At 43.8% G+C, this 17,683-nt stretch carries 23 protein-coding genes; 10 read left to right on the top strand and 13 right to left on the bottom strand.

The features are described from left to right. Positions 1 to 19: 19 nt before the first annotated feature. From ACHZCY_RS11530 to ACHZCY_RS11510, 5 genes are all read right to left on the bottom strand, one after another. Positions 20 to 364, bottom strand: coding sequence for a cupin domain-containing protein (locus ACHZCY_RS11530; RefSeq protein ID WP_319548991.1), 345 nt, complete (start codon positions 362 to 364; stop codon positions 20 to 22). Between the two features lie 94 nt (positions 365 to 458). Then, the gene (gene arfB, locus ACHZCY_RS11525; RefSeq protein WP_205222402.1) at positions 459 to 923 is read right to left on the bottom strand and encodes an alternative ribosome rescue aminoacyl-tRNA hydrolase ArfB; all 465 of its coding nucleotides are present in this window, start codon (positions 921 to 923) and stop codon (positions 459 to 461) included. 12 nt (positions 924 to 935) lie between these two features. After that, the gene (locus ACHZCY_RS11520) at positions 936 to 1,676 is read right to left on the bottom strand and encodes an amino acid ABC transporter ATP-binding protein (protein ID WP_232371014.1); all 741 of its coding nucleotides are present in this window, start codon (positions 1,674 to 1,676) and stop codon (positions 936 to 938) included. Then, on the bottom strand, positions 1,663 to 2,451 hold the full coding sequence (locus ACHZCY_RS11515) for an amino acid ABC transporter permease (protein WP_205222401.1): 789 nt from the start codon (positions 2,449 to 2,451) through the stop codon (positions 1,663 to 1,665). The genes ACHZCY_RS11520 and ACHZCY_RS11515 overlap by 14 nt, the downstream gene beginning before the upstream one ends. Before the next feature lie 154 nt (positions 2,452 to 2,605). After that, positions 2,606 to 3,340 carry a basic amino acid ABC transporter substrate-binding protein gene (locus ACHZCY_RS11510; protein ID WP_205222400.1) on the bottom strand — a complete coding sequence of 245 codons (735 nt, stop codon included), beginning with the start codon at positions 3,338 to 3,340 and terminating at the stop codon, positions 2,606 to 2,608. Between the two features lie 238 nt (positions 3,341 to 3,578). Between ACHZCY_RS11510 and pal the strand changes: the two genes are divergently transcribed. The 6 genes from pal to ACHZCY_RS11480 all read left to right on the top strand — a co-directional run bounded on the left by pal (position 3,579) and on the right by ACHZCY_RS11480 (position 7,886). Then, complete coding sequence (pal, locus tag ACHZCY_RS11505) at positions 3,579 to 4,199, top strand: peptidoglycan-associated lipoprotein Pal (RefSeq protein ID WP_232371013.1); 621 nt, start codon at positions 3,579 to 3,581, stop codon at positions 4,197 to 4,199. 412 nt (positions 4,200 to 4,611) lie between these two features. After that, the gene (locus tag ACHZCY_RS11500) at positions 4,612 to 5,247 is read left to right on the top strand and encodes a Fur family transcriptional regulator (protein WP_319548990.1); all 636 of its coding nucleotides are present in this window, start codon (positions 4,612 to 4,614) and stop codon (positions 5,245 to 5,247) included. A gap of 253 nt (positions 5,248 to 5,500) precedes the next feature. After that, positions 5,501 to 5,875, top strand: a complete 375-nt coding sequence (locus ACHZCY_RS11495) for a desulfoferrodoxin (RefSeq protein ID WP_205222398.1) — start codon at positions 5,501 to 5,503, stop codon at positions 5,873 to 5,875. A gap of 34 nt (positions 5,876 to 5,909) precedes the next feature. Continuing rightward, positions 5,910 to 6,068 (top strand): rubredoxin, encoded by a 159-nt coding sequence (rd, locus tag ACHZCY_RS11490; RefSeq protein ID WP_205222397.1) that lies wholly within the window; start codon positions 5,910 to 5,912, stop codon positions 6,066 to 6,068. Between the two features lie 219 nt (positions 6,069 to 6,287). Then, the gene (locus tag ACHZCY_RS11485) at positions 6,288 to 6,635 is read left to right on the top strand and encodes a DsrE family protein (protein ID WP_205222396.1); all 348 of its coding nucleotides are present in this window, start codon (positions 6,288 to 6,290) and stop codon (positions 6,633 to 6,635) included. A gap of 30 nt (positions 6,636 to 6,665) precedes the next feature. Then, positions 6,666 to 7,886: an FprA family A-type flavoprotein gene (locus ACHZCY_RS11480; protein ID WP_205222395.1), complete on the top strand. Its 1,221-nt coding sequence runs from the start codon at positions 6,666 to 6,668 to the stop codon at positions 7,884 to 7,886. A gap of 180 nt (positions 7,887 to 8,066) precedes the next feature. Here the strand turns inward: ACHZCY_RS11480 and cmk are convergent, their stop codons facing one another. From cmk to ACHZCY_RS11445, 7 genes are all read right to left on the bottom strand, one after another. After that, entirely contained in the window at positions 8,067 to 8,759 is a 693-nt protein-coding gene (gene cmk, locus ACHZCY_RS11475; RefSeq protein ID WP_205222394.1) for a (d)CMP kinase, read from the bottom strand. Beyond that, positions 8,752 to 9,864, bottom strand: a complete 1,113-nt coding sequence (gene hisC, locus ACHZCY_RS11470; protein WP_319548989.1) for a histidinol-phosphate transaminase — start codon at positions 9,862 to 9,864, stop codon at positions 8,752 to 8,754. Before hisC ends, cmk begins: the two co-directional genes overlap by 8 nt. Then, the gene (gatA, locus tag ACHZCY_RS11465; RefSeq protein ID WP_319548988.1) at positions 9,861 to 11,330 is read right to left on the bottom strand and encodes an Asp-tRNA(Asn)/Glu-tRNA(Gln) amidotransferase subunit GatA; all 1,470 of its coding nucleotides are present in this window, start codon (positions 11,328 to 11,330) and stop codon (positions 9,861 to 9,863) included. Before gatA ends, hisC begins: the two co-directional genes overlap by 4 nt. An 87-nt stretch (positions 11,331 to 11,417) precedes the next feature. Continuing rightward, positions 11,418 to 11,705, bottom strand: coding sequence for an Asp-tRNA(Asn)/Glu-tRNA(Gln) amidotransferase subunit GatC (gene gatC / locus ACHZCY_RS11460; RefSeq protein ID WP_205222391.1), 288 nt, complete (start codon positions 11,703 to 11,705; stop codon positions 11,418 to 11,420). Between the two features lie 49 nt (positions 11,706 to 11,754). After that, positions 11,755 to 12,810, bottom strand: a complete 1,056-nt coding sequence (locus ACHZCY_RS11455; RefSeq protein WP_319548987.1) for an HD domain-containing phosphohydrolase — start codon at positions 12,808 to 12,810, stop codon at positions 11,755 to 11,757. A 221-nt stretch (positions 12,811 to 13,031) separates the two neighbouring features. After that, positions 13,032 to 13,631, bottom strand: coding sequence for a 5-formyltetrahydrofolate cyclo-ligase (locus ACHZCY_RS11450; RefSeq protein WP_319548986.1), 600 nt, complete (start codon positions 13,629 to 13,631; stop codon positions 13,032 to 13,034). A gap of 182 nt (positions 13,632 to 13,813) precedes the next feature. Next, the gene (locus ACHZCY_RS11445) at positions 13,814 to 15,082 is read right to left on the bottom strand and encodes a YeeE/YedE thiosulfate transporter family protein (protein ID WP_319548985.1); all 1,269 of its coding nucleotides are present in this window, start codon (positions 15,080 to 15,082) and stop codon (positions 13,814 to 13,816) included. A 289-nt stretch (positions 15,083 to 15,371) separates the two neighbouring features. On the opposite strand from ACHZCY_RS11445, the gene ACHZCY_RS11440 reads away from it, so the two are divergent. From ACHZCY_RS11440 to ACHZCY_RS11425, 4 genes are read left to right on the top strand one after another with little or no spacing between them, the layout of a single operon-like run. Next, the gene (locus ACHZCY_RS11440; RefSeq protein WP_205222387.1) at positions 15,372 to 15,629 is read left to right on the top strand and encodes a sulfurtransferase TusA family protein; all 258 of its coding nucleotides are present in this window, start codon (positions 15,372 to 15,374) and stop codon (positions 15,627 to 15,629) included. A 40-nt stretch (positions 15,630 to 15,669) separates the two neighbouring features. Then, a complete protein-coding gene (locus ACHZCY_RS11435) occupies positions 15,670 to 16,002 on the top strand; it encodes a hypothetical protein (protein WP_319548984.1) in 333 nt (110 codons plus the stop codon). Positions 16,003 to 16,014: 12 nt separating this feature from the next. Further along, complete coding sequence (locus ACHZCY_RS11430; RefSeq protein ID WP_205222385.1) at positions 16,015 to 16,362, top strand: hypothetical protein; 348 nt, start codon at positions 16,015 to 16,017, stop codon at positions 16,360 to 16,362. Between the two features lie 12 nt (positions 16,363 to 16,374). Further along, a complete protein-coding gene (locus ACHZCY_RS11425) occupies positions 16,375 to 16,563 on the top strand; it encodes a hypothetical protein (protein WP_319548983.1) in 189 nt (62 codons plus the stop codon). A gap of 70 nt (positions 16,564 to 16,633) precedes the next feature. On the opposite strand, the gene ACHZCY_RS11420 is transcribed toward ACHZCY_RS11425, so the two are convergent. After that, positions 16,634 to 17,671 (bottom strand): serine hydrolase domain-containing protein, encoded by a 1,038-nt coding sequence (locus tag ACHZCY_RS11420; RefSeq protein WP_319548982.1) that lies wholly within the window; start codon positions 17,669 to 17,671, stop codon positions 16,634 to 16,636. Between the last annotated feature and the right edge of the window lie 12 nt (positions 17,672 to 17,683).

Here is a 17,683-nt window from a genome sequence, read left to right as displayed (position 1 = left end):
GGAGTAGGAAAAGACGGTTTTATTGGTCGTCGAGTGCAAGGTAATCCTCTCTGACCGGCGAGAAGACTTCAATGACCAGGGCATCTTCCATCACCTCAACCCCGTGTGCTACATCACCGGGTATGACCCAACTATCGCCAGGGCCAAAATTTTCAAGCTCCCGATCAGCACGCTCCATCGCTACCCTGCCACTGACGAGATAACCGCATTGTTCATGAGGATGGGAATGGGAGGGAATTTTTTTGCCGGCTAACAAACGAAAAGCCACCATATGCGTATTTTTTCCTGCCTGTAGGGTTCGCAAAAAAACACCAGGTGCAACCTGTTGATAATACTGCAGGTCTGATTCATTGAGACGATGCATAGAGTCACTCCATCGTGCTAAAAGAGGAAAGATTGGAGAGGGTAAAAGAAGCTTTACAACTACCCTTTTTTTATGTCTACAGCGTTAAAATAAGCTAGGAGGAGCTGTTAACCTTCCGCCGTTGTTGTTTGACAACCGCCCGTTTTTTTTTGGATGTAATGCGGCGTTCCTTGGAACCACGGCTGGGTTTTGTTTTTTTGCGCGGTTTCTGAACAACCAACGCCTGTCTGAGAAGACCGGCAAACCGTAGGATCACCGCGTCCTTGTTGGCTTTCTGAGTCCGGTGTTCACTGGCAGCAAGCTGCAAAACGCCTTGTTGAGAAATGCGTGATGCCAGTCGGAAAGACAAAAGGGACTTCTGACTGCTGGAGAGCGACTGAGACTGGGAAATATTAAAAAAGAGAGTCACCTTACTGTTGACCTTATTGACGTTCTGTCCCCCCGGCCCGCCGGAACGCGAAAAACGAAACTCCAGTTCGCGCAAAGGAATAGCAAGGGAAGGGGTGATGGCCACCATATTTTCCGTAGCGATACTCCCCTGCTTAACATCACCGACCATTTTCGAGGCTTCCTACAAGATCTGCTCAAGAAACATTTTGCTGCGCTGGTGTTGAGGCTGGTTGAAAAACACCTCTGGGGTGGACTTTTCGACTACAGCCCCCTGGTCCATAAACACAACATGATCAGCCACCTCGCGTGCAAACCCCATTTCATGGGTCACCACGACCATGGTCATCCCTTCACGGGCCAGGGCAATCATAACATCCAACACCTCGTTTATCATTTCCGGATCCAGCGCTGACGTTGGCTCATCAAAAAGCATGATCTTAGGTTCCATGGCCAAGGCGCGGGCAATTGCTACCCTTTGCTGCTGCCCACCCGAAAGCTGGATAGGGTAATGGTTTGCCCGTTCTGGAATATCAACCTTTTCCAAAAGGCTCATACCCAATTTTTCAGCCTCTTTTTTGGGCATTTTTTTGAGCTTTATCGGTGCAAGGGTCAAGTTTTCAAGAACGGTTTTGTGCCGAAACAAATTGAAACTCTGAAAAACCATTCCCAATTCCATCCTGACCCGGTTTATATCTTCTGTTGGACTGTTGATATCTCGGCCGTTTATGGAAATTGTTCCGGAGTTGATGGTCTCAAGGCGGTTGATCGAACGAAGCAAGGTCGACTTTCCCGATCCTGAAGGGCCGAGAACTACAACCTTTTCACCGGTGTTAACATTCAAACTAACATCGTCAAGTGCCTTGAAGGTGCCAAAGTACTTATTGACATGTTCAATTTTAATAATGGGGTCAACGGCGTTCATAATGGCTTAATCGATGCTCCATGATACTGATAAGTTTGGAAAGAACCAGGGTGATCAACAGATAAATAAGGGCTATCATTGTATATGTTTCGAAATAATTGAAACTTTCTGCGGCAAATTCTCGACCACGTCGTAAGATATCTGAAACAGCAAGGATGGAAACCAGGGATGTGTCTTTTAAAAGAGCTATAAACTCGTTACCGACAGGGGGTAATATGGTTCTCCATGCCTGAGGAAGGATAACATAGGCCATAGTCTGCCGCTGATTAAACCCAAGGGAGAGCGATGCCTCAGTTTGACCAAAATCTATGGACTTAATTCCGGCACGAAAAACTTCGCCCATATAGGCACCATAACAGAAAGCCATGGCCACGATCGCGGCAACAATATCGGGAACCCTGACTATACGTCCCAGGGCAAAATAGATATAAAAAAGCTGTACTAAAAGAGGAATGCCGCGTACCACCTCTACGTAGAGTGAGGCGGCCATATTAATCAAACGGTTTTTTGAAATCCTTCCCAAGCCGGTTAACAATCCGATTACAATGGCCAGTAAAATTGAAAAAACCGTCACCTTAAAAGTGACTAAAATACCATCTGGAACAAATTTGAGAATTCTCAAATAGGGATCCGGTTTTACCAGCGGCAGAATAATCAACAACGACACTGTACCAAGAAGGGCAATCCACCATGCCGAAACAAGGCCCCTGTCTTCCGGGCTGGGAATCGCTGCCCCGTCGCCTATTTCTATCTTAGTTGTTTCCTGATCAGACATATTTTTCACACAAGTTCGATGGTTACATTTACATCCCATCATCGAAAAGACGGCTCAGTCTCACCAGCGTTGTTCTACACCTTAAAGTTTGAATGATGCCATCAAGATAAAAAAAAGCCGGGCTAAAAAGCCCGGCTACACATTTAACCCGAAATTACTGACCAATCCACTTTTTCTTCAATTCAAGGTCAAGCCCCTTTGCCTTAACAGCGCTGATACCTTTGTTCAGCAGGTCAATAAGTTCCTTGCTACCCTTTTTAACAGCTACTCCATAATTTTCAACATCACCTGTTTGCATTACAGCGGCAATTTTTAAATTGTCCTTATACTGTACAAGCGCATAATTTGCAGCGACAGGATCATCACAGACAACCGCCGCAATACGGCCAACATTCAGGTCTTCCATTGCCAGACCGATCTCATCATAGGATTTGGCTTCAACCCCTTCAACAGCCTTAATCGCAAAATAACCGGTCGTCCCAATCTGAGCGCCTGCTTTCTTTCCTTTTAAGTCGGCAAGACTTTGAGCATCTGAATTTTTATTAACGATCAATGCCTGGCGAACACTGAAATAAGGCTCTGTAAAATCCATGGCCTTTTTTCGATCATCAGTAATGGTAACCGACGATACAACTGCATCATATTTATTTGCAGCGAGGCCTGCAAAAATTCCATCCCATGCGGTATTTTTGAAAACAGGGGTGAATCCAGCCTCTTTAGCTGCTGCTGTGATAAAATCAATGGCATATCCGACAACTTCTTTTTTATCATTAACAAATTCCATTGGAGGCCAGGTAGCATCGGTTGCAAACACAATGGTTTTCTGAGCCCAGGCAGAGTTACACAGTACTGCAAGGCAGACAAGGGTAAACAGTAATCTTTTCAACATCGTTATCTCCTTTGGCTAAATAGTGGTTAAAATCTCTTTTCATGTACCATTCAAGTGAGCAGCAGGCAAATAAAAAGGTTACAGAAAAAAACCTCTATCTATAAAAACATCGCTGCAAACAATCGTCTAGAAACAGCTCTCCGGCAAATAAGAGGTTTCTCTTGACGTCAAGGATGAGAAACCGGTATACATTTAGTGTTACTTTCTTGATAACTGCCTACAATAAAGAGGAAATCATATGAATGCTTCGACACGGTTGGTCATAACCTGCGCAGTAACAGGGCTCCTGCTCTTTGCAGGTGGGTGCAGCGATAAAAACATCAACCCTTACTCTTCTCAACCCCAAACCAACATGCCGGAAGGTAAATCCATTGATTACTCAACAACTCAGGGAACCATTACCGAGGAAATAGGTCCCAGTGAAGAGTCTCTTGATTCTGCTGGTCGCAACGGAGAAACCATAGGTAGTTTTTCTATCAACAACGACCAAAACAGTGAGGAATATAAACTGACCTACGGCCGTTCTTCCATCCAGATGCAGCCTATCTATTTTAATTTTGACCAATCAATCATCCGTGATGATCAAATTTCGAGGATGGAACACAATGCCGGTTACCTGAAGAGTAATCCGGCAAGTAATGTGGTCATTGAAGGTAACAGCGATGAAAGAGGCACCAATGAATACAATCTTGCTCTTGGTGAACGGCGGGCACAGGTTGCAAAAAATTATCTTATCGAACTTGGGATTGAAGAGTATCGAATTAGAACGGTAAGCTATGGTGAAGAACGCCCCCTGTTCACTGGTCAAACTGAATCTGACTATATCCAGAACCGACGTGATGATTTTATCATCGAGTAACCCATAAAATAGTTTCTTTTTTAAGGCCGGCGGAGTTACAATCATCTGCCGGCCTTCTTTCCTTTTCCCCTCCGAGTACCAACCTTTTATAGTAAATTTTCTTGTCACCGCTTTAAGCGACCTCAATTTTTCCACTGTTGACGATGATACTTTTCTTGCCTTCAAAGGTAATTAAAGTCGCTGATACACGATAGGCGCCGGTGACAAAACAATAACATGCGTCAATGTAGGTAGTGCCTGATTTTTATTGAAGATAGGCTTTTCGAACCAACTTTTTGGGTTCAGTTTGTGTATTTTTCAAAGAATCATGCTTGCCTTATGTCGATAGCTTCGACATCCATTTTTTTATTGACCTGATAATGATTATCATGTACAAATGCTCTCAAATATTAATTGGGAGCTATTCTCACCTATGGAACAAAAACTGCGTATGACCCATCAGCGAGAAATTATTCTTGCTGAATTAAAAAAAAACACATCGCACCCCACAGCAGACGAGCTCTATGAAAAGGTGAAAAAAAAATTGCCTCGCATCAGTCTGGCAACTGTTTACCGAAACCTGGAAATACTCTCTGCAGCCGGAATGATACGTAAACTGGAAATAAGTGGACGGCAAAAACGTTTTGACTGGGAATTGACAGAGCACAACCATATTTATTGCGTGCAATGTCATAGGGTTGACAATATAGAGTTGGAGAAAAAAAAATTGCAACCTGTGCAGTCTACGCAACGGAAAGGGTATGAGATATCAGGGTGCAGAATAGAGTTTTACGGGTTGTGCCCAAAATGCAAAAATATAGAAAAAAAGCAAGGAGTTAAAAAGATGGCGTGTAACCCAACGGTCCTCAGTGACAAACAAAGGGAAGTACTTGAGGCTTTAGCAAACAGTACGGAACCATGTGGCAGCAAAGATATCGCCGGCGCAACCAGCCTTGAGCCGAAGCAGATCAGTTGTCAGGTAACCGCCCTGAAAAAAAAGGGCTATGTGGCCAGTCCTGTGCGGTGTAAATACGAAATAACACCGGAAGGAAAAGACGCTCTTAACTGAGCATTTATTCTGGTACCCTATTCACACCTACTCTTTTGTAGTCTGCAGGAAAAATAAAACATATTGACAGTAGCTACACTCATTCGCATTAATATTGATTGCCGGGGCGTTACTATGCACAAAGATGTGCGTCCTTTAAAGAGGATAAAAATACTCTTTGATGCAATGAAAAAGATAGTTTAGTATCATTTTGTGGTTTCTCCTGTTGGGAGGAATCAAATGAACATTTAGAGTCTTCTAAGGAGGGTAACTCGTGACCAAGAAAAACGAAGTATACAAATGCGCTTTGTGCGGTAACATTGTTGAAGTACTCCATGTCGGTGCAGGAGAGTTAGTTTGCTGCGGACAAGGTATGGATCTATTGGCGGAAAACAGCGTAGATGCAGCCCAGGAAAAACATGTCCCGGTTATTGAAAAAGTTGCTGACGGTTACAAAGTAGCTGTGGGTTCCGCACCTCACCCTATGGAAGAAAAACATTACATTGAATTTATAGAACTAATTGCTGACGGAAAGGTTTACCGCCAGAATTTGAATCCGGGCGATGCACCGGAAGCATTCTTTTGTGTAGATGCAGCAGAGGTAACAGCCAGAGAATTTTGTAATCTCCATGGCCTGTGGAAAGCCTAAAGTACTTCCCGATAATATTAAAAGGTGTAAAACAATGAAAAAATACGTATGTGTTGTATGTGATTACGAATATGATCCTGCAGTTGGCGATCCTGATAACGGTGTTGCAGCCGGAACCGCTTTTGAAGATATTCCAGATGACTGGACCTGTCCTGTATGTGGTGCGGGTAAAGACCAGTTCGAAGAGGCATGATAAAAAAGACCTCCGACCGGCTAACGCTGCCGGGGGTCTTTTCGTTATTGTAAGTTGAGTTAATGCATTACACACCATTTCCCAGGATGTAGCCGATCTTCTGATCTATTAGATGTTGTCCGCTCAGATCAAAGCCCTTGATTTCCTTTCATAGAGGCATCTACATATAATTCAACTTCCAATAATGGATAAAATTTACCATTAAAAGGAGAGGCACCCATGAAAAATACTGTATTCTTTGCTTTCCGGGGTGACCCATTATGTTTCATCCATGTGTTACTTAACAGTCTGGATATGGACGGAAAAAATATGGGTGGCAAAATAGTTTTGGAAGGAGAATCTGTTACTTTAGTTAATGAAATGGCTAAATCCGACCATTTCCTCAACCAGCTCTACACAAAAGTAAAAGATCGTAATTTAATTATTGGTGCTTGCAAAGCATGCTCCCTCAAGCTTGGCGCTGTGCAAGCTCTTGAAGCAGAAAACATAGCCTTAATAGGTGAAATGTCAGGCCATCCGTCAATGGCCGATTATATTTCACAGGGCTATAACGTTATAACTTTTTAAAGCTTTTTATATCCCTGGAGGATTACTGATATGAAGACTGTGCAACTCGCTGAAAATATCTATTGGGTAGGTGCCATTGACTGGTTAACTCGTGATTTTCATGGATATTCTACCAATCGTGGCACTACCTATAATGCGTTCCTGATCATTGATGAAAAAGTAACCCTGATTGACACTGTAAAAAAGCCTTATTTCAAGGACCTGATGTACCATATCAGCTCCATTATTGATCCGAAAAAAATTGACTACCTGGTTGTTAACCATGTGGAAATGGATCATTCAGGTTCTATTCCTGAAGTGGTTGAGGCGATCAATCCAGAAAAAATTATATGCTCAAAAATGGGCCAAAAAGCACTGGTCCAGCATTTTCATCAAGAGGACTGGCCTTATCATATCATTTCCTCTAACGAGGAAATAAGCCTCGGTAAAAAGACTCTACAGTTTCTGGAAACCCGCATGCTCCACTGGCCGGATTCCATGTTCACCTATGTGAAGGAAGACCAGATTCTCTTTACCAGTGATGCCTTTGGTGAACACCTGGCAACCAGTGAACGGTTTGACGATGAGGTTAATCAGGACGTCTTGATGCATGAAGCGACCAAGTATTATGCAAACATCCTCACCCTCTATTCCCCACTGATTAAAAAACTACTGGCAAGTGTGCAGGAAATGGATTTACCCATCAAAATGCTCGCCCCTGACCATGGTGTTGTCTGGCGCACTAACCCTGGAAAAATCATTGAGGCATACACCCATTGGTGTAACAATCAAGGGAATGGTAAGGCTATTATCGTTTACGATACCATGTGGAAGTCAACCCGGTTGATGGCGGAAAAGGTTGCCGAAGGGTTACAGGAAGAAGGCGTAAGTTACAAATTGATCGACCTCCAGGTCAACCATCGCAGTGATGTGATGACCGATGTACTCGAGTCCAGTGCGGTGATCCTTGGCTGCCCTACCCTCAACAACGGTATGCTGCCGAGGATGGCTGGTTTTCTCATGTACATGCGAGGCCTGCGGCCCACCAATAAAATTGGTGCAAGCTTTGGCTCTTATGGCTGGTCTGGTGAAGCCGTAAAATTGATGAACGAATCCCTTAAGGAGATGAAATTCACCATGTGTCACAAAGGGCTGAAGGTACAGTATGTCCCCCAGGAAAATCACCTGGAAGAGTGCGTAGAACTAGGTCGTACCGTTGCCAAGAGTATGGCGGATCACATGGCAGGTAAGGAAGTGGAATCGGTCATCTAAATGTTTTCATCCCGGATGATGTACCTATCGTCCGGGATGAAATCCGCCATCGCCGGCAATGATGAGAAATATGGGCGAAATCAGCTCAGCATTGCACATTACAGCTGATGATAAATCGTTACCAAACCTTTTATATAACGGACAAGATGTGGCTCCGACATGGTAAAAGGGATTGAAGCCTTATAACGGACATCCAGAGTGTAAAATTCGCTCATACATAAGAGATATGACCTCTTCAGCGCTCTTGTCTGAAGAATCTATATAGACGGCGTCAGTTGCCTGTTTTAAAGGCGCCACAGCCCTTTTACTGTCGTCTCTATCACGTTGTATTATCTGGGCCAGCAGGTCCTGTTCGTTCACCTCCGCGCCTTGACTGCGCAGCTGATCGGCCCGTCTCCGCATTCGTATTTCCGGCTTTGCATCTAAAAAAAATTTCCAGGCTGCTCTTGGATAAACAACAGTGCCTGTATCTCTGCCTTCAGCAACAATCTTTCCCGATTTTCCCATATCCTGCTGCAGTTGGGTCAGATGAGCTCTAACAGCAGGGATAGCTGAAACTTGAGAGGCCAACATCCCCATCTCAGGAGTACGAAGATGGCGGCCTACTTCCTTACCATTGACCACTACCTGCACATCACTTGCCCCATTTACAGCTGGAAGCAGCTCAATAACAAGCTCCTGGAGCAGTTGTTTGAGTTCTCTCTCATCACTGGGTTTAATTTGCTGATCTCTGCAGGCAAAGGCGACGGCGCGGTACATAGCTCCTGTGTCCAGGTAGGTAAAACCAAGTTTACTTGCAAGTCCCCTGGAAACCGTTGATTTGCCACCGCCGGAAGGACCGTCAATGGCAACCACTTGCATCAGATCAGACATAACCAAGCTCGTTGAGGCACTCTTTTAATGCATTAATAAAACGGATATTTTCAGCAGTCGTACCGATGGTAATACGAATAAAGGATGGGAACCCATAAGCTTTCATTGAGCGCACAATAACACCCTTATAGAGCATTGCCTCATACAGGCGGGTTGCATCGCCGTTCACATCGATCAGAAAAAAATTAGTGTGAGAAGGATAGGGAATGCATCCAAGCCGGCCTACCTGTTCGGATAACCACTTGAGCCCCTGTGCTGTCTCCTGAAGGGTCTTTGTATAATGTTCCTTATCTGCAAGGGCTGCCAAGGCACCAACCTGTCCTGGTAGGTTGATATTAAAAGGTTGGCGAACCCGGTGAAGCAAATCTGCAATTTCTTGGGGCATAATGCCAAACCCGACTCGCAAACCAGCAAGACCAAAGGCCTTGGAAAAGGTGCGTAAACTCACCAGACCAGGTTTATTCTGTGAATTATGAACGTAGGAAAGAATATCTATCCGCTCTTCCTCAGCAACAAAATCCACATATGCTTCATCCAGGACGACAATGACCGTTTCCGGCAACGCATCCATAAATGTTGCAAAAGCTTCCTTGCTAATAAGGGTGCCGGTTGGATTATTGGGATTATCAATAAAGATGAGTCTGGTTTTCTCACTCACCGATTCAGCTATAGTTGCCAGGTCATGCTGCATATCCCGCAACTCAATTATCGTGTTTTCTCCGCCCCGCACCTGGACAAATTTCTGGTACATGAGAAAGGATGGATGGGAGGTGATTACTTTATCACCGGGGTTAACAAAGGCCTTGATCAAAAATTCAATAACCTCGTTGGAGCCGTTCCCGAGAACAATTTCTTCAGGGTCTGCACCTGTCCATCGAGCAAGGGCCTGGGTCAGGTAATAGGAAGACCCATCCGGGTAACGATGTAAACCGGTGAGCATTTCTGTTATGGCTTGTACAGCTTTGGGCGATGGTCCCCAAGGGTTTTCATTGGAAGCAAGTTTTATAGAATCACTGATGCCATATTCCCTTTCCAATTCATCCAGGGGCTTACCTGGCGGATAGGGTATTATCCGGAGTATATTTTCAGGAGTCTGCAGTTTCATTTGTTTTCGCCTATCGCAGGTTTTTGATTAACGATCCCTGCCAGTTGCTCAAGATTGTAAGCCGCCTTTAACAGCACTTCCTCATTGAAATGGGCTGCCTGCATCTGCATGCCTACCGGTAAACCTGATGTGGTAAAACCACAGGGAACAGAAAGGCCGGGAATGCCAGCAAGATTTGCAGATAAAGTTAGAATATCAGAAAGATACATTGCCAGCGGGTCATCTGACTTTTCTCCGAGAGGCCATGCCGGACCTGGATTTACAGGGGAAACAATAAGGTCGCACTCCTGGAAGACTTTTTCAAAATCCTGTTTTATCAAAGTCCGCACTTGAGAGGCTTTTTTATAATAGGCGTCATAATAGCCGGCTGAAAGCGCATATGTGCCGATGAGAATACGTCGTTTTACTTCATCGCCAAACCCCTTCGATCGTGATTGTTTGTACACATCCAGTAATGACTCGGCATCGGTATCTCGATAACTGTAACGGACACCATCATACCTGGCCAGATTGGAACTTGCCTCAGCAGGGGCAATGAGATAGTAGACGGCAACACAATATTCCGTATGGGGGAGGGTCACCTCTTTCACTTCTGCGCCCATTTCTTCAAGCATTGCTATTCCCTTACGGACGACAGCCTCAACTTCACTGTCCAGGCCATCCCCGAAGTATTCCTTAGGAACCCCTATCCGCATTCCCTGTAATCCTCGTTCAAGGGCAAGGGTATAATCAGGAACCGAAGTATTGATTGAGGTGGAATCAAGCTCATCGTATCCGGAAATAACATTCATCATCAGGGCACAATCACGAACATCTTTGGTTAATGGCCCTACCTGGTCAAGTGAAGAAGCAAAAGCCACCAACCCATATCGGGAAACTCGTCCATAGGTTGGCTTCATGCCGACAACACCGCACAATGAAGCAGGCTGTCTCACAGAGCCGCCTGTATCAGATCCCAGGGCGGCAAAGCATTCATCGGCAGCAACGGCTGCTGCTGAGCCACCACTGGAACCACCGGCAACATACCCTTGCCGCCATGGGTTCTCAGGGACAGTAAACGCACAGTTTTCATTGGTGGATCCCATGGCAAATTCATCCATGGAAAGCTTCCCTATAATAATCGCACCGGCTTTTTGCAGTTTCTCAATCACCGTAGCATTATAGGGAGGCGTAAAATGTTCGAGGATACGCGAACCGCAGGTTGTAGGAAAATCAGCGGTGCACAACACGTCCTTAACTGCAAGTGGTATACCGCACAGAGGACCGCCTTTTCCCTGACTGCGAAGATCATCTGCCCTCTCAGCCTGTTGTATGGCCCTCTCTTTATCGATATTAAGATAAGCTTTAACCGAACTTTCAACACTTTCTATTCGGGAAAGCACTGACTGGGTGAGTGCGACCGAAGTGGTTTCTCCACTTTCCAGCAGTCGCAGAGCCTCGCAAAGAGTAAGCGAATAATATTCCATGGTATTTTATAGTAATTAAGAAAAAACGATAACAGGTATGGTTGCCGGCCGAAAATAGAGGTAAATAAAGTGAGCAGAGGGTGGGCGCTAGCTTATGATACGAGGAACGGTAAACGATTCTCCGTTATCTTCAGGGGCATTGGCAAGAACAGCCTCTCTATCCAAGGAAGGTTTAACCACATCCTCTCTGAAAGCATTAACGACCTGCTGCGTATGGGTAGTCACAGGAACTCCCTCGGTATCGACCTTATCAAGCTTTTCAACGTAACTTAATATAGTGTCAAGCTGCTCGGTCATCCGCTCAATTTCATTTTCGCTGAGCTTAAGCCGTGCGAGATCGGCAACATGTTGGACTTCTTCACGGGTAATTTTCATAGGTCTATTCCACAGAACGAACAAGAAGATAAATATTAGAAAAAAACAGCTACTGTTTATACAGTGATCTGGCAGAAAGAACAACCTTGGCGAATATTTCGACCATCTCTTGGTCAAATTGTGAACCACTGCATCGCCGCAACTCGGCCACAGCTTCTACAGTGGTAAGGTTTCTTCTATAATTACGTTTAGATGTCATAGCATCATAACTATCGGCGATGGTTATAATTTTTGTCAATGTATCGAGTTCATCGCCTGTACAGCCGTCAGGGTATCCGGAACCGTCTACTTTTTCGTGATGATGACGAATAATTTCCCTTTCTTTATCCATAAAACTCAAAGGTTCGATAATGCTTGCGCCAATCTCCGGATGTTTTTTTATCAACTCCCACTCTTCAAGGGTTAAAGGTCCTGGTTTCTGGATACAGGAAAGGTCAATAACCAGTTTACCTATATCATGAAACTGGGCAGCCCTCTTCAGCGTTACACAGTCTTCTTGCGACAGATAGGCGGCTTCTGCCAACAGCATTGAATATTCGGTGACCCTATTGGTATGTCCTGCTGTATACTCATCTTTTTCTTCCATCGCAGCCTGAAGACTGGACATTATCTGTATAGTGGCATTTTCTAAATGCTCACTATATTCTTCAAGCAATGCATTTTTCTCTGCCAGTTCCTTGGTCTTTTCGCTAATTTCTTTTTCAAGATTCTGTTTATAGAGCTGTTGATTACGCAAAAACTGTCGCTTCTCAATTGCCCGTTTCACCTTAACGTGAAACATTTCCAAATCAGCGATAGGCTTGGTCAAAAAATCATAGGCCCCCAGATTAATAGCCTTAACTGCATAATCCATAGAACCTGCGCCGGTAAGAAACAGTACCGGAATATCTATATTGCGCTGATTTAATTTGTCCAGAGTTTCAAATCCGTCCATATCCGGCATATTTATATCTAGAATAATGACATCAAAATCATCATTAATTAAAGAAAGGGCCTCGCAGCCGGACTCAGCAGCAACTACCTGATGGCCAAACATTGTTAATATTTTTTTTATCGCAGTTCTGACGAGGGTATCATCATCTGCAATAAGGATCTTTGAGTCCATAAATTTTCCGCTATCATAAATATTTCCCAAAAATTAATGTATATTGCATTAATTATGGGCCTCCACCTCTACCAACTCTCAAGTATGAATGATGAATGGATATTTGTGATGATCACAGATAATTAAGTAGTGATCACTACAAGAAAGAGTTTCAATTCAACATTCAATTCTCTGAGCACGACCATCATTCGTATCGCCGATGACTCCCATCAATTTCATTGTTATTGAGTCCGAAAAGCTGAAAACTCGCAGATAATATAATCCATGAATATATCATGAGATTCCATAGGAATTGTTGAGATCATCTGCAGTTTATACGCCAATCCTACCCGCAAGGCCTGCGGAGCATCATTTTGGAGAAATCTATCATAATACCCACCACCATACCCTATTCTGCCGCCATTTTTATCAAAGGCAATCCCTGGAATAACGGCTACGTCAATATTTTCAGCATCTACAATACAATGGTGAAGTAGCTCGGGTAATGGTTCTAAAATACCTTTAAATCCAGGGGCAAGATCTATTGCAGGGCTTTTTATCTGCACAGCGACCATTTTTGCACGTTGTGAGACTACTGCCGGTACACAGACGATTCCTCCCTGTTGAAGTATAAAATCGATAATTTTATTTGTCTGCACTTCGCTCCGATAATCGACATAAACAAAAAAACATTTGGTGGACTGCAAACCAAAAATATCGATAAAAATATCACTAATTAGATCGCTTTTATTCTTTTGTTCCTCTGCACTCAAACTATCACGGGATATTGAACAGGCTCGACGCAGAAGCTGTTTTTTACTTTTCTGATGCGACTTGTGCATAAAAAACCATAAAAAATAAGTCCCTACCTCTTAACTGAGCAATGCAACCAGTCTCCCGTAGTGAAAAAATGACTGATTATCGTGGAAAATCTGTTAAAAACTCGAAAAAGAAACGATTGCATAAAAAAAGGCGATATCCAGTTAAGGATACCGCCTTTTTATCAAGACTGACAAAGAAAAAATTACATAGGCAATAACAACTTATTACTGTCTTCATTCCACGACACTATCAGGTACCAAAGTGCAGCAAACAGAACTATAATACCCAAGGTGTATCCATAACCAAAAACATCCGGCATATACACATACTTGCCAAGCCAACCGTTGGCTTCAACATCGAAGTTCTTAAACAAAGCAACAACAAGTGAGTTGGAAATACCGAAAAACGGCACAACCAGCCAAAGTTTTATCTGCCCTTCACCCACACGCCACAGTGTTCCGGAACCACAACCACCGGCCATCATAGCACCAACACCAAATATAAAACCACCAACAACACCACCCCAGCCGAAAGTACCTCGAACATAGTTCATGGGAAGTAGAACAGCTTCGCCATCAAGACGGGCAGGAACTCCATATTTCAACACTGCCGCACCAATTGCTACAATAAGGATAGAAAGAGCAACTGACCTGGCCATGGTAGAATCACCGGTCATATGTGGTTCACGAAAGCCCTGAATCATGCACCAGCGGCCTCTCTGCATTGCATAACCGATACCGGTTGCGATGAGGACCAAACCGGAAAGAGAAGCAATGTATTCTTCAAAGTCATCCCCTTCATACCCTGCATATTTAGCAGCACCCCAGATAAGAACGCCTATACCACCTACACCGAAAATAAATTGGACTGGATAAGGGATATTAAGGGTAAAGGATCCGCCACCGCCCCAAGAGATATGTTCCATCTCTTTATAGAGCAACCAGAGGCCAAATAGTGCTCCTGGAATAAGACCAACCCACATGGCAAAACCATTGGCTGCCAAATTACCTATGGCATTGTACATACCGCCAACATTACATCCGCCGGCCAAGGCAGCACCTATACCCATCAATACACCGGCTATCATCGCCTTCACATATTCACGGACCGGTGGAAAACGAAAAGCAAACTGTCCTCCCAGGCAAGCAGATATGAAAGCACCACCGATAAGCCCCAACCCAATTACGGACCCGGTATTATACCATATGGACTTCTTGAGTAGAAAATCTCCATCTTCATCAACAAAACCTGTCAATTCAGCAAGGTCTCCACTGAAAATACCGACCCCGTGCAATATCCAGTCACCCCAGTTACGGATTGCGCCCACAGCACCCCAAGGCCGCCACCAGGCCATGATCAGGATAGTGAGAAGCGCAACAACAATACCTGTCGTAGTTGCACTCCATTCATCCTGACACAGGGCTTTGTACAACTTTTTGATCTTGTCCCAAAAAATCTTAATGTCTTCCATTCACTGCCTCCTTAAACCCTTTATAAAGTACCTCTTTTTCGCAGAAAGCCTCAAAAAGTTGATAAGATACCTGTAGCCTTTCAATTTGTCAATAACCTCAATGAAACAGACCATTATAGCACAATATTGAATATTCATTCATCAAAAGTGACGGAAAAACAAGGCATGAATAGCTATTCAGTTTGTTTTTGATTCACCTTGACAAAGAAACCTTTTTTCTATACCTTAAACTGTCTTTTTTCATGTTTAAAACAGACAATTAAAACTGTTATTTTATCAGGAGGAAAAAATGAGTGATGTAAAAGTAGCACCTGAAGGTATCGAGGTTACTTCCGTACTCGATGCAAAAGGACTGAGTTGCCCCATGCCGTTACTCCGTACCAAGAAAGAAATGGGTAAGCTTGGTTCCGGCGATGTTCTCCACGTCATGGGAACTGATCCAGGTTCCAGAAATGATATTCCCGGCTGGTGTGACCGTGCTGGTCATGAATACCTGGGCGAAAAAGAAGAAAGTGGATATATTAGCTTTTTCATCAAGAAAGGATAATTATATCGTTAACAAATCCTTTTAAAGGAGGCAAAAGCTAATGGCTGCTGATGCTAATAAATTCGGTATCTTCGTTACCTGCCCCCAGAATATGCGTCATATCCTCGGTCTCACCCAGGCTGCTATACGCGCTGGTAAGGAAGTAATGATCTTTTTTACTTTTAAATCTGTTCACCTTACAAAAAGCCCTGAATTTTGGGAGCTGGCTCAGCTCATCAAAACTGAAAACCTGGCAATTTGTACTGACAGCTACATCTGTGAAGGTTTTGATCACGAAAAAGACATTCCACGTGGTCTTATTGACAAGCAGATGCGTACCCAGGCTTTTCACGGTGCAATTCTTGAGCAGTGTGAAAAGTATATCGTAATGTAAGGAGATACCGATATGGAATCATTAAAAGTATATATCCTGGTAGCCAACCGTATATACAATGACGGCATTCGCTCCGGATTGGGTCTTGCTGTTGAAAATCATTATGCTTATCCGGTCATCATGAATGGCGAATTTCCGAACATGACAGAATACATGACGGAAAACATTGCCTGGATCGCCGATATGGAAGGTCAGGTGTATAGCTGTGGTGCTGAAGCACCTACCGACATGCCTGAAGGTTCTGAAATTGAAAACATTTCTTTGGAAGAACTCGGCGAAAAAATGCGCGATGCAGATGTTATTATTCCTTTTGGTATGCCCAAAGGATCCCATGAGCCGCCAGCGGCATGCGGTGGTTGAGGAGGTAGAACCATGAGTGACGAAAAAATGAAAATCCTGCAGGTTTACCGCTCAGAGCCAACCAGTGACATAGAGACACTTGTTGGAATTCTCAATCGCGATCGCGATGCTGATGAATTTAAACTCTATTTTGACCAGCCCAACTATGATGTCTTGGTGCAGAAAATATATGCTGCAGACAAGACTGTTTGCTGGTGGTAGATCTTGCTGCTTTTCTGAGGTAGTAAATAAAAAAAGCCCTGCTTTTCTTTTAGCAGGGCTTTTTTTATAATTAAAAAAAATGTTCCATGATCTTATCATGAAACCAAGGTCTGAAAGAGCGTATTTTTATGTTCTTACGGGAAGGATTTACTCTGTTAGTGAGCAGAACAACGACTATCTCTTTTTCCGGATCCATCCAAAACGAAGTTCCGCTAAATCCAAGATGTCCCGCGCTTTTTTCAGAAAAATAACGTCCGCTGCTTGACCCGCCAGGAGTAGGCCTGTCAAACCCTCTATACCAACTCAACTTATTATTTGTACGTATAAAAAGTTGCTCAAACTGGTTGCTCAACAAACAAGATCCATCTCCTTTTCCCAGCCACTGGTCGAACACCAATTCACATAACCCCAACACGCCGTCTATATTACCGAACAAACCTGCGTGTCCGGCAACACCTCCAAGTAGCCAGCAGTGTTCATCATGTACTTCCCCCTGCATAACCCTACCTCGCCAAGGACACTTTTCAGTGGCAGCACAATCCTGAAGAGGTTGGCGAGTTCCTGCCTGATCCAGCGGGATAAAAAAAAGATGTTTTTCCAGGTTAAGTTTCCGAGTTATTTGCTCAGTAAAAAATTGGTCTAATCGCTTGTTTGTTTGCTGTTCAATAATTTCCCCTAATAAAATATACCCTAAATCACTGTATATATTTTTCGTACCAGGCTGATATACAATTTTTTCATGATGAATATAGTACAACAACTTGGCTTTATCTTCCTTTGCAAAAACACTTTTAAATAATCTAAAATAGGGTCTGTATGCCTTTAAACCTGAACTATGGGTAAGAAGGTGTTCTATACTTATATTTGCCTTATCTGAATCTCTTTTCAGGGCTTTTACGCAATCGACAAGTAAAGTATCCCACGCAAGCTTCCCTTGCTTGATAAGCTGCAATACGCAAAGGCTTGTACACAAGGGTTTTGTCAAAGATGCTAAATCAAAAAAGGTGCCTCTATTCACAGGCTGAGTATTTGCCTGAAAGGCAAGCTGACCGGCACCTGCGACAAATCTTTGTCGACGATGACCGGTTCCTATACTGATAGCTGCCATACACCCTGGAAA

This window comes from Desulfogranum marinum (assembly GCF_963675105.2).
GTDB classification, from domain to species: domain Bacteria; phylum Desulfobacterota; class Desulfobulbia; order Desulfobulbales; family Desulfobulbaceae; genus Desulfogranum; species Desulfogranum marinum.
This window is presented reverse-complemented; position numbering and strand designations above follow the sequence as displayed.

Excerpts from the sequence above, each read along its gene's own strand:
- ACHZCY_RS11455 (WP_319548987.1), bottom strand. The coding sequence starts at position 12,810 with ATGGACTCAAAGATCCTTATTGCAGATGATGATACCCTCGTCAGAACT.
- ACHZCY_RS11510 (WP_205222400.1), bottom strand. The coding sequence starts at position 3,340 with ATGTTGAAAAGATTACTGTTTACCCTTGTCTGCCTTGCAGTACTGTGT.
- ACHZCY_RS11445 (WP_319548985.1), bottom strand. The coding sequence starts at position 15,082 with ATGGAAGACATTAAGATTTTTTGGGACAAGATCAAAAAGTTGTACAAA.
- ACHZCY_RS11530 (WP_319548991.1), bottom strand. The coding sequence starts at position 364 with ATGCATCGTCTCAATGAATCAGACCTGCAGTATTATCAACAGGTTGCA.
- pal (WP_232371013.1), top strand. The coding sequence starts at position 3,579 with ATGAATGCTTCGACACGGTTGGTCATAACCTGCGCAGTAACAGGGCTC.
- ACHZCY_RS11435 (WP_319548984.1), top strand. The coding sequence starts at position 15,670 with ATGGCTGCTGATGCTAATAAATTCGGTATCTTCGTTACCTGCCCCCAG.
- ACHZCY_RS11515 (WP_205222401.1), bottom strand. The coding sequence starts at position 2,451 with ATGTCTGATCAGGAAACAACTAAGATAGAAATAGGCGACGGGGCAGCG.
- arfB (WP_205222402.1), bottom strand. The coding sequence starts at position 923 with ATGGTCGGTGATGTTAAGCAGGGGAGTATCGCTACGGAAAATATGGTG.
- ACHZCY_RS11500 (WP_319548990.1), top strand. The coding sequence starts at position 4,612 with ATGGAACAAAAACTGCGTATGACCCATCAGCGAGAAATTATTCTTGCT.
- ACHZCY_RS11485 (WP_205222396.1), top strand. The coding sequence starts at position 6,288 with ATGAAAAATACTGTATTCTTTGCTTTCCGGGGTGACCCATTATGTTTC.
- ACHZCY_RS11430 (WP_205222385.1), top strand. The coding sequence starts at position 16,015 with ATGGAATCATTAAAAGTATATATCCTGGTAGCCAACCGTATATACAAT.
- cmk (WP_205222394.1), bottom strand. The coding sequence starts at position 8,759 with ATGTCTGATCTGATGCAAGTGGTTGCCATTGACGGTCCTTCCGGCGGT.
- hisC (WP_319548989.1), bottom strand. The coding sequence starts at position 9,864 with ATGAAACTGCAGACTCCTGAAAATATACTCCGGATAATACCCTATCCG.
- ACHZCY_RS11440 (WP_205222387.1), top strand. The coding sequence starts at position 15,372 with ATGAGTGATGTAAAAGTAGCACCTGAAGGTATCGAGGTTACTTCCGTA.
- ACHZCY_RS11480 (WP_205222395.1), top strand. The coding sequence starts at position 6,666 with ATGAAGACTGTGCAACTCGCTGAAAATATCTATTGGGTAGGTGCCATT.
- gatA (WP_319548988.1), bottom strand. The coding sequence starts at position 11,330 with ATGGAATATTATTCGCTTACTCTTTGCGAGGCTCTGCGACTGCTGGAA.
- ACHZCY_RS11520 (WP_232371014.1), bottom strand. The coding sequence starts at position 1,676 with ATGAACGCCGTTGACCCCATTATTAAAATTGAACATGTCAATAAGTAC.
- ACHZCY_RS11450 (WP_319548986.1), bottom strand. The coding sequence starts at position 13,631 with ATGCACAAGTCGCATCAGAAAAGTAAAAAACAGCTTCTGCGTCGAGCC.
- ACHZCY_RS11425 (WP_319548983.1), top strand. The coding sequence starts at position 16,375 with ATGAGTGACGAAAAAATGAAAATCCTGCAGGTTTACCGCTCAGAGCCA.
- rd (WP_205222397.1), top strand. The coding sequence starts at position 5,910 with ATGAAAAAATACGTATGTGTTGTATGTGATTACGAATATGATCCTGCA.
- gatC (WP_205222391.1), bottom strand. The coding sequence starts at position 11,705 with ATGAAAATTACCCGTGAAGAAGTCCAACATGTTGCCGATCTCGCACGG.
- ACHZCY_RS11420 (WP_319548982.1), bottom strand. The coding sequence starts at position 17,671 with ATGGCAGCTATCAGTATAGGAACCGGTCATCGTCGACAAAGATTTGTC.